Annotated in this window: 19 protein-coding genes and 1 riboswitch; of the genes, 13 read left to right on the plus strand and 6 right to left on the minus strand. The window is 69.7% G+C overall.

The genetic code is table 11. The annotated features are described in order from the left end of the window. Nucleotides 1–53: 53 nt before the first annotated feature. Nucleotides 54–1,316 (plus strand): LCP family protein, encoded by a 1,263-nt coding sequence (locus AB0B61_RS10950; protein ID WP_358430688.1) that lies wholly within the window; start codon nucleotides 54–56, stop codon nucleotides 1,314–1,316. Between the two features lie 7 nt (nucleotides 1,317–1,323). On the opposite strand, the gene AB0B61_RS10955 is transcribed toward AB0B61_RS10950, so the two are convergent. Further along, entirely contained in the window at nucleotides 1,324–1,977 is a 654-nt protein-coding gene (locus AB0B61_RS10955; protein WP_358430690.1) for a GPP34 family phosphoprotein, read from the minus strand. A 23-nt stretch (nucleotides 1,978–2,000) separates the two neighbouring features. Between AB0B61_RS10955 and AB0B61_RS10960 the strand changes: the two genes are divergently transcribed. The 5 genes from AB0B61_RS10960 (at nucleotide 2,001) to AB0B61_RS10980 (ending at nucleotide 5,954) form a co-directional block, all read left to right on the plus strand. Then, nucleotides 2,001–2,606: a transcriptional regulator gene (locus tag AB0B61_RS10960; protein ID WP_358430693.1), complete on the plus strand. Its 606-nt coding sequence runs from the start codon at nucleotides 2,001–2,003 to the stop codon at nucleotides 2,604–2,606. Between the two features lie 43 nt (nucleotides 2,607–2,649). Further along, complete coding sequence (locus AB0B61_RS10965; RefSeq protein WP_358176594.1) at nucleotides 2,650–3,528, plus strand: DNA-formamidopyrimidine glycosylase family protein; 879 nt, start codon at nucleotides 2,650–2,652, stop codon at nucleotides 3,526–3,528. Between the two features lie 199 nt (nucleotides 3,529–3,727). Beyond that, nucleotides 3,728–4,162, plus strand: a complete 435-nt coding sequence (locus tag AB0B61_RS10970) for a helix-turn-helix domain-containing protein (RefSeq protein ID WP_358430696.1) — start codon at nucleotides 3,728–3,730, stop codon at nucleotides 4,160–4,162. Then, a complete protein-coding gene (locus AB0B61_RS10975; protein ID WP_358430698.1) occupies nucleotides 4,159–4,482 on the plus strand; it encodes a rhodanese-like domain-containing protein in 324 nt (107 codons plus the stop codon). The genes AB0B61_RS10970 and AB0B61_RS10975 overlap by 4 nt, the downstream gene beginning before the upstream one ends. A 25-nt stretch (nucleotides 4,483–4,507) precedes the next feature. Beyond that, nucleotides 4,508–4,620: riboswitch (TPP riboswitch) on the plus strand. Further along, a complete protein-coding gene (locus AB0B61_RS10980) occupies nucleotides 4,611–5,954 on the plus strand; it encodes a cytosine permease (RefSeq protein ID WP_358430700.1) in 1,344 nt (447 codons plus the stop codon). Its footprint overlaps the riboswitch before it by 10 nt. 9 nt (nucleotides 5,955–5,963) lie before the next feature. Here AB0B61_RS10980 and AB0B61_RS10985 read toward each other — a convergent pair whose 3' ends face one another. Further along, complete coding sequence (locus AB0B61_RS10985; RefSeq protein ID WP_358430702.1) at nucleotides 5,964–6,530, minus strand: methylated-DNA--[protein]-cysteine S-methyltransferase; 567 nt, start codon at nucleotides 6,528–6,530, stop codon at nucleotides 5,964–5,966. Between the two features lie 96 nt (nucleotides 6,531–6,626). Between AB0B61_RS10985 and AB0B61_RS10990 the strand changes: the two genes are divergently transcribed. Further along, nucleotides 6,627–8,495, plus strand: a complete 1,869-nt coding sequence (locus AB0B61_RS10990) for a PAS domain-containing sensor histidine kinase (RefSeq protein WP_358430704.1) — start codon at nucleotides 6,627–6,629, stop codon at nucleotides 8,493–8,495. A 142-nt stretch (nucleotides 8,496–8,637) separates the two neighbouring features. After that, a complete protein-coding gene (locus AB0B61_RS10995; protein ID WP_357938397.1) occupies nucleotides 8,638–9,069 on the plus strand; it encodes an ATP-binding protein in 432 nt (143 codons plus the stop codon). Nucleotides 9,070–9,072: 3 nt separating this feature from the next. Here AB0B61_RS10995 and yidC read toward each other — a convergent pair whose 3' ends face one another. From yidC to AB0B61_RS11010, 3 genes are read right to left on the minus strand one after another with little or no spacing between them, the layout of a single operon-like run. Further along, nucleotides 9,073–9,726 (minus strand): membrane protein insertase YidC, encoded by a 654-nt coding sequence (gene yidC, locus AB0B61_RS11000; protein ID WP_358430707.1) that lies wholly within the window; start codon nucleotides 9,724–9,726, stop codon nucleotides 9,073–9,075. A 52-nt stretch (nucleotides 9,727–9,778) separates the two neighbouring features. Then, the gene (locus tag AB0B61_RS11005) at nucleotides 9,779–10,000 is read right to left on the minus strand and encodes a DUF6412 domain-containing protein (protein WP_357938401.1); all 222 of its coding nucleotides are present in this window, start codon (nucleotides 9,998–10,000) and stop codon (nucleotides 9,779–9,781) included. Continuing rightward, complete coding sequence (locus AB0B61_RS11010; protein WP_358430709.1) at nucleotides 9,997–10,170, minus strand: hypothetical protein; 174 nt, start codon at nucleotides 10,168–10,170, stop codon at nucleotides 9,997–9,999. The genes AB0B61_RS11005 and AB0B61_RS11010 overlap by 4 nt, the downstream gene beginning before the upstream one ends. A gap of 94 nt (nucleotides 10,171–10,264) precedes the next feature. Here AB0B61_RS11010 and AB0B61_RS11015 point away from each other — a divergent pair, with 94 nt between their 5' ends. Together AB0B61_RS11015 and AB0B61_RS11020 are read left to right on the plus strand one after the other, a co-directional pair. Then, nucleotides 10,265–10,975 carry a response regulator transcription factor gene (locus AB0B61_RS11015; RefSeq protein WP_358430711.1) on the plus strand — a complete coding sequence of 237 codons (711 nt, stop codon included), beginning with the start codon at nucleotides 10,265–10,267 and terminating at the stop codon, nucleotides 10,973–10,975. After that, nucleotides 10,972–12,084, plus strand: a complete 1,113-nt coding sequence (locus tag AB0B61_RS11020) for a HAMP domain-containing sensor histidine kinase (RefSeq protein WP_358430713.1) — start codon at nucleotides 10,972–10,974, stop codon at nucleotides 12,082–12,084. Before AB0B61_RS11015 ends, AB0B61_RS11020 begins: the two co-directional genes overlap by 4 nt. Before the next feature lie 55 nt (nucleotides 12,085–12,139). Here the strand turns inward: AB0B61_RS11020 and AB0B61_RS11025 are convergent, their stop codons facing one another. Continuing rightward, nucleotides 12,140–12,439, minus strand: a complete 300-nt coding sequence (locus AB0B61_RS11025) for a hypothetical protein (protein ID WP_358430715.1) — start codon at nucleotides 12,437–12,439, stop codon at nucleotides 12,140–12,142. A 325-nt stretch (nucleotides 12,440–12,764) separates the two neighbouring features. On the opposite strand from AB0B61_RS11025, the gene AB0B61_RS11030 reads away from it, so the two are divergent. From AB0B61_RS11030 to AB0B61_RS11040, 3 genes are all read left to right on the plus strand, one after another. Next, entirely contained in the window at nucleotides 12,765–13,112 is a 348-nt protein-coding gene (locus tag AB0B61_RS11030) for an STAS domain-containing protein (protein ID WP_214635395.1), read from the plus strand. Next, nucleotides 13,109–13,831: a glycosyltransferase family 2 protein gene (locus tag AB0B61_RS11035; protein WP_225301800.1), complete on the plus strand. Its 723-nt coding sequence runs from the start codon at nucleotides 13,109–13,111 to the stop codon at nucleotides 13,829–13,831. Before AB0B61_RS11030 ends, AB0B61_RS11035 begins: the two co-directional genes overlap by 4 nt. Nucleotides 13,832–14,199: 368 nt before the next feature. Next, on the plus strand, nucleotides 14,200–14,640 hold the full coding sequence (locus AB0B61_RS11040) for a PaaI family thioesterase (protein WP_358430717.1): 441 nt from the start codon (nucleotides 14,200–14,202) through the stop codon (nucleotides 14,638–14,640). Nucleotides 14,641–14,925: the final 285 nt, after the last annotated feature.

The raw sequence follows: 14,925 nt of genomic DNA on the forward strand, positions 1-14,925 counted from the left end.
CTGGTGGGGGGTTGGACGTAGCGTCTATGACAACCGAAGGGGAAAGAGGCCAAGTGTCTGAGGAAGACCGGACGCGAGCCATGCGCTCGCCGGGCGATGGCCGCCCGCTGCCCGGCAGGAACGGCGACGGTCCGCGGTCGGGCGGTGCCCCCGCGCATCGGATTCCGTCGACGCAGCAGGTCCCGCCGCCGGTTCAGCAGGCGCCGCCGACGCACCAGCAGCCCGCCGAGTCGCCCTCCGACGCGCCGCGCGCCGGCAGTTCGCGCGTGTACGGCCGGGAGCGCTCAGGCGGCAGCCCGATCAAGCCGTTCACGCCCAAGGCGGAGGCCGGCCCGTCGGGGCCCAAGCCGCCGCGCGGGCGGATCAAGGGCCGCACCATCCTGAAGATCGTCGCCGCCGTGGTGGCGCTGCTGCTCGTGGTGGCCGTGGGCCTGTTCTTCTGGATCGACTCGCGGCTGACCGGGATCCCCGGCGTGCTCGACGACTACCAGGGGCGTCCCGCCGACTCCCCGGGCACCAACTGGCTGCTCGTCGGCTCCGACAGCCGCAAGGGGCTGTCGGCGGCCGACCGCAAGAAGCTCGCCACCGGTAAGGCGGCCGGCCAGCGCACCGACTCGATGATGTTGCTGCACATCCCGGCGGGTAGCGACAAGCCGACCCTCGTCAGCCTGCCGCGCGACTCCGCGGTGACCATCCCCGGCAAGGGCCGCAACAAGCTCAACGCCGCGTACGCCATCGGCGGCCCCAAGCTGCTCGCCCAGACGATCGAGACCGTCACCGGGGTGCGCGTCGACAACTACATGGAGATTGGTTTCGCCGGGTTCGTGGACATCGTCGACGCGGTCGGCGGTGTCGAGATCAACGTCCGCGCCGCGGTCGACGACCCCAAGGCGGGGCTGAAGCTCAAGAAGGGCGTCCAGACGCTGACCGGCGCGCAGGCGCTCGGCTACGTCCGTACCCGTAAGGGCGGCGCGCTGCCCGACTTCGAGCGGACCAAGCGGCAGCGCCAGTTCCTCGGCGCGGTCGTGAAGAAGGCGGCCAGCCCCGGCACGCTGATCAATCCGTTCACCTCGATCCCGCTGGCCATGAGCGCCACCGACGCGGTGGCCGTCGATTCGAGCACGGGCGCGTTCGACATGCTCTCGCTGGGCCTGGCCATGGGCGACAGCCCGGTGACCACGGTCGTGCCGTTCGGCGGCAACGAGATCGCGGGCGGCGGCAGCGCGGTCAAGTGGGACAGGGAGAAGGCCACCGCCCTGTTCAACGCGATCAAGGAGGACAAGCCGGTGCCGAAGGAGATCCTCGACGCCGGCTGATCCGGCACTAACTGCCTGTGGTGCTGGCGCCGATGGCGGCGCTGGTGGCGGCGATCATGATGACCGAGTTGATCGCCGCGATCGTCTTGGCCACCGCGTCGCCCGCCCAGTCGCCCTCGGCGATCTCCTTGATGCGGGCCTTGTCCGCGCCGGGGAACGCCTTGCGGTCGAGCTTGGCGGCGTGCATGACGGCGATGAGCACCGCGGTGCGCCCGTCGGGGTCGGCGCCCGCCAGGACGCCGCTCACGCGCTGCCTGACCTCCGCCTCGACGCTGCCGTCGGCCTCCGGCCAGCGGGTGGTGGGGAAGATGCCGAGCACCTTGCCGCGCTCCTCGGCCAGCACACCCGTCTCGGCGAGCCGGGTGAGCAGGCGCCGGCGCAGCTTGGTGGAGTGGAGCCGCTGGACCCACCAGTCGGGCTTGCGCTCCTTGCCCTCCTCCGCGATGCGGGTCAGCGCGGCGTCGAGTTCGTCGTCGCCCAGCGGCGTGGCGTCCTCGACGGACACCTTCTTGCCGGACAGGGCCACCCGTTCGTTGATCGCCAGCTCCGCGAGGATCGCGCCGCCGAGCGCCGGATCGAGTTGGGTGCCGCTGATGAGCTGCTTGCCCTCCTCCTCGCTGTAGGCGAGCAGGAGGAGTTCTTCCGCGATCGTCACACTCATTCCCTGACACTAACCTGCCGCTCATGGGTATCTCCGAGAAGTTGCACGCGGCCGGGCGTCCCCTCCTCGAGGCGCAGCTCGCGCATCCCACGGTCGTCGGCATCGGGCGCGGCGATCTGGCGGAGCCGGTGTTCCGGTCGTGGCTGGAGCAGGATTATCTGTTCCTGCTGGACTATGTGCGGGTGTTCGCGCGGTTGGCCTGGCAGGCGCCGGCCGCGCATCTGGGCGACCTCGTGGACCTGGCGCACACGACCTTCCATGACGAGCTGAGCCTGCACCGGGAGCTGTCGGCCTCGTTCGGGGCGGACCTGGAAGGCGCGCGGAAGGGGCCGGCGTGTGCGGGCTATACGGCGTTCCTGCTGGAGTCGGCCGCTGACTACGGCGAAGGGTTGGCCGCGCTCTATCCCTGCATGTGGGGATATTCGCAGCTTGGTCAGCAGCTGGCGGCTCATTTGCCCGCCGAGCCGCGTTATCGGAGGTGGGTGGAGACGTACGCCGATCCTGGCTTCGCGGCGCTGACCGTGCGGATCGCCGAGATGATCGATCAGGCCGATCCCGAGCCCGCGCGGGCGGAGGCGTTGTTCCGTGAGGGGATGGCGCACGAGCTGGCGTTCTGGGATGTCTCATAGTTATCCACAGGCTGTGGATGAAGGTGCGTCGTACCCTGGTGGCATGCCTGAACTCCCCGAAGTGGAATCGCTCGCCGGTTTCCTGCGCGAGCGGGCGGTCGGTCGCACGCTCCTGGGCGTCGACGTGGTCGCCTTCTCGGCGCTCAAGACGTTCGACCCGCCGGTCACCGCGCTCGGCGGGCTGACCATCACGGGCGTGGCCAGGCACGGCAAGTTCCTCGACTTCGACTGCGACGGCCTGCACCTGGTCATCCACCTGGCCCGCGCGGGGTGGCTGCGCTGGCGCGAGGACCTCTCGGGCGCGAAGCCGGTCCGTCCGGGCAAGGGCCCGCTGGCGGTACGGGTACGCCTGGCGCCCGATGACGAGGGCCTGGCGCCCGGGTTCGAGCTGACCGAGGCGGGAACGCAGAAGCGCCTCGCCGTCTATGTCACGAAAAATCCGGATGACGTGCCGGGTGTCGCCGCCCTCGGCCCCGACCCCCTCGACGACGCCTTCACCGTGGCCACGCTCAAGGCCATCCTGAACGGCAGCCGCACCCAGGTGAAGGGCCTGCTGCGCGACCAGAAGGTGATCGCGGGCATCGGCAACGCCTACTCCGACGAGGTGCTGCACGCGGCCAAGATGTCACCGTTCAAGATCGCCTCGACCCTCACCGACGCCCAGATCGCCGACCTGCACGAGGCCATCGTCACCACGCTGCGCGAGGCGGTCGAGCGGGCGCACGGCCTGGCCGCCAAGGACCTCAAGGCGGAGAAGAAGTCCGGCCTTCGTGTCCACAACCGTGCCGGCCAGCCGTGCGATGTGTGCGGTGACACGATCCGCGAGGTGTCTTTCGCGGATTCCTCGCTTCAGTACTGCCCCACCTGCCAGACGGGCGGCAAGCCGCTGGCCGACCGCCGCCTGTCCCGCCTGCTGAAGTAACACCTGCTGATGTCAGGCCTCCGCGCCGGTGGTCACGCTTTGAGCTTCTCATCGCCACGTCGGTGCCCTCGATGAAGATGGCCCCGCACAGCACGATCAGCATGCCCCAAGCGCGCCTGGACGTGGTCAACTCCCGGTTACTTATCGATATTCGGTTATTCCTGGTAACCGCCCAAATCATCCGGCAGTATGAAATGTCATGGAAGACGGCACTTCTAAGCCACCCGGTTACTGCGAGAGCACCGTGGACGACGACTACGACGTGTGGCAGTGGGACACCAGGGAGGACTGCGAGGTCCGGCAGATACTCGACCGCGTCGCCGACAAGTGGTCGCTGCTGGTCATCGCGCTGCTCGACTGCCAGAGCCTGCGCTTCACCCAGTTGCGCCGCGAGATCGACGGGGTCAGCCAGCGGATGCTCAGCGTGACCCTGCGCCACCTGGAGCGCGACGGCCTGGTCAGCCGCACGGTCCACCCCGTCGTGCCGCCGCGGGTCGACTACGCGCTCACGCCGCTCGGCCGGACCCTGCACCAGACGATCAAGAGCCTGGTCACCTGGACCGAGGAGCACCGGCAGGAGATCGCCACCGCGCGTGCTGCCTACGACCAGCGACGCGAGATGATGGAGGCATGACGGTTCCAGAGATCCCGGCAAACGACGTTCCCGCCGACGGCTACCTGCTCGACGTGCGCGAACAGGAGGAATGGGTGGCCGGGCACGCCCCCGAGGCGGTGCACATCCCGATGTCGCAGATCCAGGGGCGGGTCGAGGAGGTGCCGGGCGACCGGACCGTCTACGTGGTCTGCCGGGTCGGCGGCCGGTCGTTCCAGGTCGCGGCCTGGCTCAACCAGCTCGGGCGCGAGGCGGTCAACGTCGACGGCGGCATGCAGTTGTGGGCGGCCGCGAGCCGCCCGATGGTCAGCGAGACGGGGCACCCGCCGTTCGTCGCCTGACGGATGGCATAATCCGCTCGACAACTACACAAACCGCGGGAGCTCGGGGTGCACCGGGCTGAGAGGGCGACTGACCTGTCGCCGACCGCATGAACCTGTCCGGGTAATGCCGGCGTAGGGAGTGTGAGATGACGCATGTCGTCGACGAAGTCCCGCTGACCCTCGAAGGGACGCCCCCCAAGACGCTCGGGCTGCTCGACCAGGGCGCCCTGTGGGCGAACCTGGCCGTGAGCCTGCTGGGGTTCAGCGGCGCGCTGTTCCTGCTCGACCCGCTCGGCGGGAGGCCGCTCAGCCTGACCGCCGCCCTGCTCGCGGCCCTCGTCGGCAGCCTGGTCGGCACGGCCATGGTGGGGCTGTCGGCCATCCCGGGCACGCAGACCGGGCGGCCGGCGATGGTGCTGCTGCGCGGGTTGTTCGGGGCACGGCTGTCCTACATCCCGACCGTGCTCAACATCGTCCAGATGATCGGGTGGGGCGCCTTCGAGCTGTGGGTGATCGCCAAGGGCGCGATGGCCATCTTCGGCGCCGTGGTGCCGTACCAGGTGTGGGTGGTGGCGGCGGGGGTGCTGACCACGTCGCTGACCATCTGGCCGCTCGGGTCGGTCCGGCTGCTGCGGCGCTACGTCACCATCGGGGTGATCATCTCGCTGGTCTGGTTCGCGGTGGCGTTCCTGTCGAAGGCTCCGCCGCAGGGCGGCGGGTCGTGGACGGCGTTCGCGCCCGCGGTCGACTACGTCATCGCGCTGTCGGTCTCGTGGGTGCCGATCGCCGCCGACTTCGCCCGGCACTCCAGGTCGAGCCGGGCGGCCTTCGCGGGCGTGGTCGGCGGCTACACGCTGGCCCAGGTCGCCTGTCTGGGGCTGGGCGTCTACGCGGTGGCGATCGCCGGGTCCGCGGCGGTGGCCGCCGACGGTACGGCCGTGTTCGGGGCGTTCGTCGCGGTGCCGCTGGGCGCGCTGTTCTTCGCGATCCTGGTGCTGCGGGAGGCCGACCAGTCGTTCGCGAACGTCTACTCCACGACCATGTCCCTGCAGAACCTCATGCCGCGCGTCGACCGGCGGGTCTTCTCGATCGCCATCGGCGTGCTGACCACCGCCATCGCGCTGGTGGTCGACGTGAACTCGTACGGGGCGTTCCTGGGGGTGATCGGGGCGGTGTTCGTGCCGATGTTCGCGGTGCTGGCGGTCGACTACTTCCTGCTCGGCGGATCCTCGGGGTGGAACACCGACGAGGACGCGCCGGCCCGCTGGTCCATGCTGGTGCCCTGGGCGCTCGGCTTCGTGGCCTACTGGATGACCACCTCCACGCCCACGGTCGAGCGGTGGGACGGCCTCTGGGCGGCCGTGCGCGAGGCCATCGGGTTCACCAGGCAGCCGTGGATGAACGGGGCCCTGGGCGCGGCTCTGGTGGCGGCTCTGGTGACGCTGGTGATCGGCTGGGCGACCCGGCGCGCGTCGATCACGCGTCGTTGAGTACGTACCTCAGGCCCGTGAGCGTTTTTCGATGGTGAGGAGATGACGCTTGGCGGCCTGGCCGCCCGCGTAGTCGCCGAGTTCGCCGTCAGCCGGCACGATCCGGTGGCACGGCACGACCACGCAGACGGGGTTGGCGTTGAGCGCGTTGCCGACCGCGCGCAGGGCGCGCGGCCGGCCGATGCTCTCGCCGATCTCGTCGAGGGTCGCCGTCTCCCCGTAGGGCACGGCCATCGTCTTCTGCAGCACCGTGCGGGCGAACGTCGTGGCGATGGACAGGTCGACCGGCGTGGCGAAGGTCCGCAGGCGCCCGGAGAAGTAGGCGTCGAGCTCCCTGCGCACCGGGTCGAGACGCCCGGGGTCGGGCCCGACGAAGGCGCCCACATGCCGGACGACCAGTTCGAAGACGGTGTCCTCCGACTCGAAGCTGCACGCCACGATGCCCTTGCCGCTCACCGCCAGCACCAGCCGGCCGACCGCGCCGTCATAGGTGCCGAACGCCACATCGGGCGGCACCTCGCCGCGATAAGTGGCGGAAGTCACCCGCAGCAGGGCATCGAGGTCTCCACTGGACATACCCGCCACCCTCTTCCGCCGCCCTGAAAGGCCGTGCCCGCAGCGTATCGGACGGATCGCCCGACGAACGCCGCACGCCACAGGCACTATGGAGGTGTGGGTGACGACAGAGCAGGCAGTGACGATGAGATCGCTCGCGCGGTGCTCGCCAGCTCGCCCAACGCCGTGGTCGCGCTCGACAGGGACCAGACCGTACTCGTCTGGAACCGGGCGGCTGAGCGGCTCTTCGGCTGGTCGGCCGAGGAGATGCTGGGCCGCAGGGCGCCGATCGTGCCGGGGGAGCTGACAGCGGAGCACAACGCGGTGCTCGAACGGGTGCGTACGGGCGGCCAGGTGTCGCTGCGCACCAAGCGGTTGCGCAGGGACGGCACCGTGCTCGACCTGAGGGTCGACACCAGCGCGCTGCTCACGGGCAGCGCCGTGGCGGGCTACGTCTTCGTGCACCATCTGACCGAGGCCGACGAGGCCGCCAGGAACCGTATGGCGCGGCGGGCCAGGCTGGTACGCCGGCTCACCGACGTGGTCGGCGACATCAACGCCGAGCTGGAGCTGTCCACGGTGCTCGACCGCATCGCGGCCAGCCTGACCGAGCTGACCGGCGCCGACGCGGGCGGCTTCGTGCTCATCGAGGGCGAGCGGCTGCGGCTGGTGAGCGCGCACCAGTTGCCCGACTCGCTCAAGGACGTGACGGCCGACCTGCGTACCAGCCTGGTCGGCAAGCTCTTACGCACCGGGAAGACGGTGATGCTGGAGTCGCAGGGCCTCGGCGACCTGGTGTGGGCCGAGCTCGACGGGCTGCACACGATCGCGCTCGGGCTGGCCGCGGTCGGCGGCCGGCCCTACGGGGCGCTGTATGCGCTGTTCGCCGAGCGCAAACCCGGCCACCTGGAGCTCGAGCTCCTGGAGCTGCTGGCCGGGCACGCCGGCATCGCGGTCGGCAACGCGGTGGCCTATCAGGAGGCCGTACGGCAGCGGGCGCACGAGCGCGCGGTGTTCGACGCCAGCGCCGACGGCATCGCCGTGCTCGACCGCGCCGGGCGGGTCAGCCAGTGGAACCCGGCCGCCGCCGAGCTCACCGCGACACCGGGAGAGGCCGTCATCGGCGGGCCGCTGCCCTTCCCGCTGCCCAGCCCGGGCGAGAAGCTCACCTACCAGCTGGAGAGCGGGCGCTGGCTGGACGTGGTCAGCGCCAAGATCGAGGAGACCGGAGAAGTGGTCGTCGACTTCCGTGACGTCACCACGGCCAAGGAGCTGGAGGAGGCCAAGGACCTGTTCCTGGCCACGACCAGCCATGAGTTGCGCACGCCCATCACGATCGTGCGCGGGTTCGCCAGCACGCTCGACGCGCGCTGGGACAAGCTGAACGACACCGAGCGGCGCTCCGCCGTCCACACGATCGCCGAGCGGGCCAGGTCGCTCGGGCAGCTCATGGATCATCTGCTGCTCGGCGCCCGGGCGGGCGCCGACGAGCCGCCGGTACGCATCGAGGCGTTCGATCTGGCCGAGCGGATCCACGCGGCCACCCTCGGGCTGCCCGTGCTGTCCGACAGGCACCGGGTGGAGGTGGCCATCCCCGACGCGCTGCCGTACGTCAGAGGCGACGCGCTGGCCACCGACATCATCCTCGGCCAGCTGCTGGAGAACGCCTTCAAGTACTCGCCGACGGGCGGCCTGATCAGCGTGGGCGCCTGGCCCGAGGACGACGCCGTGGTCGTGGTGGTGGACGATGAGGGCGTCGGCATCGCCGCACCGGACCGGGAGCGGGTCTTCGAGCGGTTCGTCCAGGTCGACAGCGGTGACCGCCGCAGGTTCGGCGGAGTCGGCCTCGGGCTCTACATCGTGCGCAGTCTGGCCAGGGCTCAGGGCGGTGATGTGAGTGCCCATCCGCGACCCGGTGGAGGCACTCGAATGCGGCTCGTGTTGGGCAACGCTTCCCCTATCCGATCCGACACACCGATGCGGTAACGAGGTGGTAACGGTTACGCTGATCTATCGTCCGATGTGTACAAGCTGTGATCGAGATGCGGTTTCTGGGATCGAGTAACGGGGCATTTCGGTCGTACCGGGGAGTGTTCCCGTGGGGGGCACTGGGAGCGGGGAGGTGGGTGTGTCAAGCGTGGTGCTACTGCCGTACGCGCCGTCCAGTGTCGCCGTCGCCCGCCAGCGTCTGAGCACTGACCTGCAGGATCGCGGGGTTTTCGCCACCGCGATCGACGATGCCGTCCTCGTGGTGAGCGAGTTGCTGAGCAACGCGCTACGGCATGCGCATCCGCTGCCGTCGGGCATGGTCAGGGTGGCCTGGCTGCGGAGCGACGAACACATCGAGGTCGCTGTGAGCGATGGCGGCGCGGCCACCGAGCCCCGCGCCGGCCGGCCGACTCTGTCGTCGCTCGGGGGCAGGGGGCTCGGCATCGTCGAGTACGTCGCGGAGAGCTGGGGAGTCCGCCACGACGGTGACATCACGACGGTGTGGGCGATCTTGCACGCCCCCAACGGATTGATGAACGGGCAGGTCCACGCCCTGCGAGAGGCTGGATAGCGGCTACGCGCTCAGCGGCCGGGTGGCCAGGATCGCGCGTTCTCCCACGGTCCACGCCGTGCTGATCAGCAGGTAGAGCGCCGCGGCCAGCGGCAGCACCGCGGCGGCCAGCACCGTGCCGAACGGCATCAGCGGCGTGATCCTGCGTATCAGCGCGGGCTGCTCGTCGGGCAGCGTGGCGGTGATTTTGCGGGCCGAAAGCCACGCCACGACCGCGATCAGCACGATGACCACGGCAAAGACCAAAAATGGCACACTAACCAGACCGTAATTGGTGACAATTCCCGCGACATGCTGCCCCAGAGGGGCGCCCAGCAGGTCATGGCCCAGGAAAGCGGTCGGGTGCGTGGCGACCCGATACATCACCCACATGAACGGAAGCTGCCCCAATCCCGGCAGGATCGTGGCCAGAGGCGAGGTGCCTTCCTTCGCGTACAGCTTGGTGGTCTCCTTGGCCAGTCGCTCGGGGTTGCGCGACCACCGCTTCCGCAACTCGGCCAGCTTGGGCGCCAGGCGCTTCTGGACCTGTGTGGCGCGGGCCTGGCGGATGCTGAGCGGCAGCAGCAGGAGGCGTACGGCCACGGTGAACAGCACGATGGCCACGGCGGCGTTGTCGCCGGACACGGCCAGCAGAAATGACACGAAAGAGTCGAACATGAGCCCTTCAATCAAAGAGAGATGAATCAGGGCTCACTGAAGAGAGCCCCGCTTAGCCGGAAGCGGGGCGCGATGACGGAGCTCGTGGCCGTGGCCGGCCTGCCGCCGCGGGATGGCGCTGGCGCTGGAAGGCCGTGCGCCGGGCGTACATCAGCGGGAAGCCGGGCGCGTCGCCGCCGATGGCGGGCAGCAGCCGGGCGGCCCAGGTGGCGAGCAGCAGGATCGCCACCATGGTCACGCCGATGAGCCAGGGGTCGAACAGGAAAAGCGTCACCGTGACGAGGACGACTTCCCGACCAAGGTGACGGCGATGAACACCAGAAGGGCGACCACACCGATGATGAGGGCGACCTTGAGCAGCCCCATGATCATGGGGATCACGAAATTGAACAGCACGAAGAGGGCAAGGAGGGCCCCCAATACGAGCATGACGACGCGACTCATGCGCCCACCGTACGTCCTGCGAGCATGATCCGCGAGGCTTACGAAGCAATGACGTAGGTGTCGATTCGGCATGCTCCCGCCGTACGGTGAAAGGGTGAACACGCGCATCCTGGTGGTCGACGACGACCCGACCGTGGCCGAGGTGGTGGCGCGATATCTGGAGCGCGACGGGCACGAGGTCGAGTGCGTGGGCGACGGCGCCGAGGCGCTGCGGCGGGCGCTGGCCAGCCCGCCCGATCTGATGGTGCTCGACCTGATGCTGCCGAAGATCGACGGGCTGCAGGTGTGCAGGAAGCTCAGGGAGCGCTGGCCGGTCCCGGTGATCATGCTGACCGCGCTCGGCGAGGAGATCGACCGCGTGGTCGGGCTCGAAACCGGCGCCGACGACTACGTGACCAAGCCCTTCAGCCCGCGAGAGCTGGCGCTGCGCGTCCAGTCGGTGCTGCGCCGTGCCCGCGGCGCCTCGGTCACGGGTGGCACGGGCGTGCTGCGTGACGGCGATCTGGTGGTCGACGTAGGGGCCCACGAGGTACGGCTGGGCGGGGCTGAGGTGATGCTCACCGCCCGCGAGTTCGACCTGCTGGCCTACCTCGTACGCAACCCTCGGCAGGCGTTCAGCCGGTCGGCGCTGCTCAACCAGGTGTGGGGCTGGTCGTTCGGGGACTCCTCCACGGTGACCGTGCACGTCCGGCGGCTACGGGAGAAGATCGAGCCGGATCCGACCGCGCCGCGGCGGATCGTCACGGTCTGGGGCGTGGGGTACCGGTACGAACCGCTCGAACCCGCCGGCGAAGGTACGCCATGACTCCCCATCCAGCGGTGATGAGCGATCTGGGGATGATCGTGGCGGTCACGGCGGGGCTGGGGCTGCTGGTGGGGATCCTGGGCGTGGCCGTCATGTGGCGGCTGCGTACCCGCTCGATCGGGGTCATGCTGGCCGTCGTCATGGTGGTCGCGATCGTGGCGACACTGGCCGGCGTGGTGGCGATCACGCTCAAGATGATCATCGAGGGCGCGGTCAGGGACATCGTGCTCAGCGTGGTGGCCGTCGGCGGGCTGGTCGGGCTGGGGGTGGCGTTCGTCCTGGCCAGGCGGGTCGTGGGCGAGAGCAGGCGGCTGGTGGCCGCCGTACGCGACCTGCCGTTCACCGCGCCCAAGGGGCTGCCGTCGGAGCTGCAGACGATCGCGAACACGCTGGAGGAGGCGTACGAGCGGGAGCGCGCCCTGGAAGGGGCGCGGCGCGAGCTGGTCGCCTGGGTGAGCCACGACCTGCGCACCCCGCTCGCCGGGCTGCGGGCGATGGCCGAGGCGCTCGAAGACGGCGTGGTGTCCGACCGCCGGACCGTCGCGCGCTACCACGGCCAGATCAAGCTGGAGGTGGAGCGGCTGTCGGCGATGGTCGACGACCTGTTCGAGCTGTCGCGGATCCACGCCGGGGCGCTGCGGCTCACTCCTGCCCGGATCGGGCTCGCCGACCTGGTCGCCGACACGCTCGCCGGGGCCGAGCCGCTGGCCCGCGCCAAGGGGGTGCGGCTGACCGCCGAGGCCGCCGAGGCGGTCCCCGTGCGGGCGGACCCGAACGCGCTGAGCCGGGCGCTGGGCAACCTCGTCGTGAACGCGATCAGGCACACGCCGTCGGACCGCACGGTCGTGCTGCGGGCGGCCGTCGACGCGGGCATGGCGTGCCTGTCGGTCAGCGACTGCTGCGGAGGGATCCCCGATGAGGACCTGCACCGGGTGTTCGAGGTGGCCTTCAGAGGCGAGGCGGCCCGGACCCCGACCAAAGACGGCGGGGCCGGGCTCGGCCTGGCGATCGCGCAGGGCATCGTGGAGGCGCACGACGGGGTGATCGGTGTGGTCAACGACGGGCCGGGCTGCCGCTTCGAGATCCGGCTGCCGCTGGTCTCGGGATAGCGCGTCCGTCAGGTTTGGACTTCAACCGGACTCCGGAACGGCTCAGGTCGGGACCTCAACCGGACTCCGGGAGTGCGCTCTCGTGACCGGCGCCGAACGACTCCGACATCGCGCGGAACGTCGGGCACGGCCAGCGCCACATGCAACTCCGGCACCGCAGGATGGGGTGCTCGGCGTCGCTCGTGATGCCGCCCGCGTCGCGCGGCTGGTGGAGGTCGAACAGCCGCAGCCCGAGCTCGGAGAATCTGAGCAGGTCGTCGCGGGCGTCGGCGAGGAAGTCGAGGTCTTCGCCGGCGAGTTTCGTGTGTACGGGCACGAAGCCTTCGTGATTGATCAGGCTACGCAGGCGCCCCACTCTGTCATGCCACGAGGTGGCCTTCTCTGTGCGGATGAGGATGGCTTCCAGTCGTTCGCGGAGCCGTCGTCGGTGCGGGTCTTCGGGTTTCTCAGTTCTCATGAATGCTCGGGCCCGTGGGTCTCGCCCGGCCCCTCCTTCTCAAGTGAAGTAGTGACCAGAAGCGAGGTGCCGGGCCGCCCCCCTCTCCGGCCATGCCGGTGTCACACAGTCAAGCTTCGCGTACTCTCTGTTTTCATGGAGTCCAAACGGAGGACAAAATCCTGAGGTTGCCCTATCGGCGTGACAACGTGACCGGAAGCCTCCGCGCCGCTAGCCTGCCCATGTGGAGCTCAAGGTCTCGACTCGATCACATGCCGGCCATGCGCTAGTCGCCATCACCGGTGAAATCGACCTCTATACGGCACCCCACCTGCAGGCGGAGTTCGCTCGGCTGTTGCAGGACGGGCCCAGCCGCGTGGTCATCGACATGTCCGGCGTGGATTTCTGCGACTCCACGGGGATGAACGTCTTGCTGTCCGCGCTGAAACGCGTCAAGGAGCAGGGCGGGGCGCTCGACGTCGCCGCCCCACGGCCGGCCGTACGCAAGATTCTGCAGGTCACCGGTCTCGATTCGGTCTTCACCGTGCATGACGAGGTGCCGCAGGAGTTCCTCATCTCCGAGGGGTCATGAAGGATACGGCAGTCATCGTCCCGGCCAAGGACGAAGCCGACCGCATCGGTGCCACGGTCACCGCGGCCCTCGCCCTGCCCGGCGTCGATCTGGTCGTGGTCGTCGACGACGGCTCGACCGACCAGACCGGCCGGGTGGCGCGGGCGGCGGGGGCCAGGGTGGTGCGGCACAGCCGCAACCGCGGCAAGGCGGCGGCCATGGAGTCGGGCGCCGAAGCCGTGCGCCTGCTCGATGGTGAGACGCCGCACCACTTACTCTTCCTGGACGCCGACCTGGGCGACACCGCCCGGGCCGCCTCTCCGCTGATCGAGCCGGTGCGCGCCGGCAAGGCCGACATGACCATCGCGGTCTTCGTCACCCGCGTCAAGCTGGGGGGCCATGGCCTGGTCGTCCGCCTGTCCAGGGACGGCATCCGCAGGGCCACCGGCTTCGAGCCCGCGCAGCCGCTCAACGGCCAGCGCTGCATCACCAGAGACGCCTTCGAGGCCGCCCGGCCGCTGGCGCACGGGTTCGGCGTGGAGACGGCGCTGACGATCGACCTGCTGCGCAAGGGCTATCGAGTGGAGGAGGTCCAGGTGGAGATGGCTCATCGGGCCTCCGGCACGGACTGGCGGGCACAGGTGCATCGGGCCAGGCAGCTACGGGATGTGGCACGCGCGCTCGCCACTCGGGAGCCGCTAATCACCCAAAACCTCGACAAACTCTGGCCAAAGCGCTAGCCGCCTCTGCCCCTTTACCCGGCAAACTTCCCCAACTTTCCCGATCGGCCGGGAAATGTGCTGTTTTGCTGGCTTGTGGGCATCGGTGCTTGGGGCATCGAGGTGCGCTGGCGCCCACTTCGCCGACGGCAGCTCCGTGATCGACGACAGCACTGTGATCGGCGATGTGCTGGAAGCCGTTGGCGGCGTGACGGGCGCTGCCTCAGAGCTGCCGACCGCGGCCACCAGCACCGTGACCGACGGCAGCTCCGTGACTGGCGATGTGCTGGTGGCCGTTGGCGGCGTGATGCGCGCTGCCTTCGAGTGTCGGAGGGCTTGTTCGGGCTGCCGACTGCGGAACTGTCGGTGCGAGTCGGTTCACTGTGTTCATGGACACCGAACCGCGCAGGCGCGGGCCGTTCTGGGACGTGGTGGCCGGGCGGGTCCGGCCGCCCGCCGCGGCTGAAACCCTGGGCTGGCAGCTGATCGAGGTGGATCCCGACCAGGGCACCATCGAGGTGGCGTTCGAGGCGAGTGAGCGGTTCGTCAATCCCGTCGGCGTGATCCAGGGCGGTTTCCTCGCGGCGATGCTCGACGACACGCTGGGGCCGGCGCTGGTCGCGACGCTGCCAGAAGACCAGTTCGCGGTGACCCTCGACCTGCATGTCCAATACCTCCGCCCGGCCCGCCCGGGGCGCCTCACCGGTCGGGGGCGGGTGGTGAGGCGCGGCAGGGAGGTGTGCTTCCTGGCCGGCGAGCTCATCGCGCCCGACGGCAAGACCGTGGCCGTGGCGACCGCGACCGCCCACCTCCAGACCCGCCGGGACTGAGGGAGATATGGACCTTGTGCGGCGTGCGGTGAGCACATGTGGGGGGCACGTGTGGCCGGGGGTGCGCGCCGCCTCGCGTTGCGCCTGGCCCGCGGGCACGTGACCGTGAGATCGCTTGGTCGGGTGCCGGTGCTGGGGCTGGGGTCCGTCGTCCGGGGTTCGAAATCCGGGGCACGTCGTCTGGGGTCCGTCGTCCGGGGGTCCAGGGTCCGACGTCAGGAGTCCGGGATTCGGGGTCCGTCGTCAGGAGTTCGGGATCCGGGGTGCGACGTCCTGCATGTGCGT

Origin of the sequence: Nonomuraea sp. NPDC049158 (genome assembly GCF_040648335.1) — a bacterium.
Classification (GTDB): Bacteria; Actinomycetota; Actinomycetes; order Streptosporangiales; family Streptosporangiaceae; genus Nonomuraea.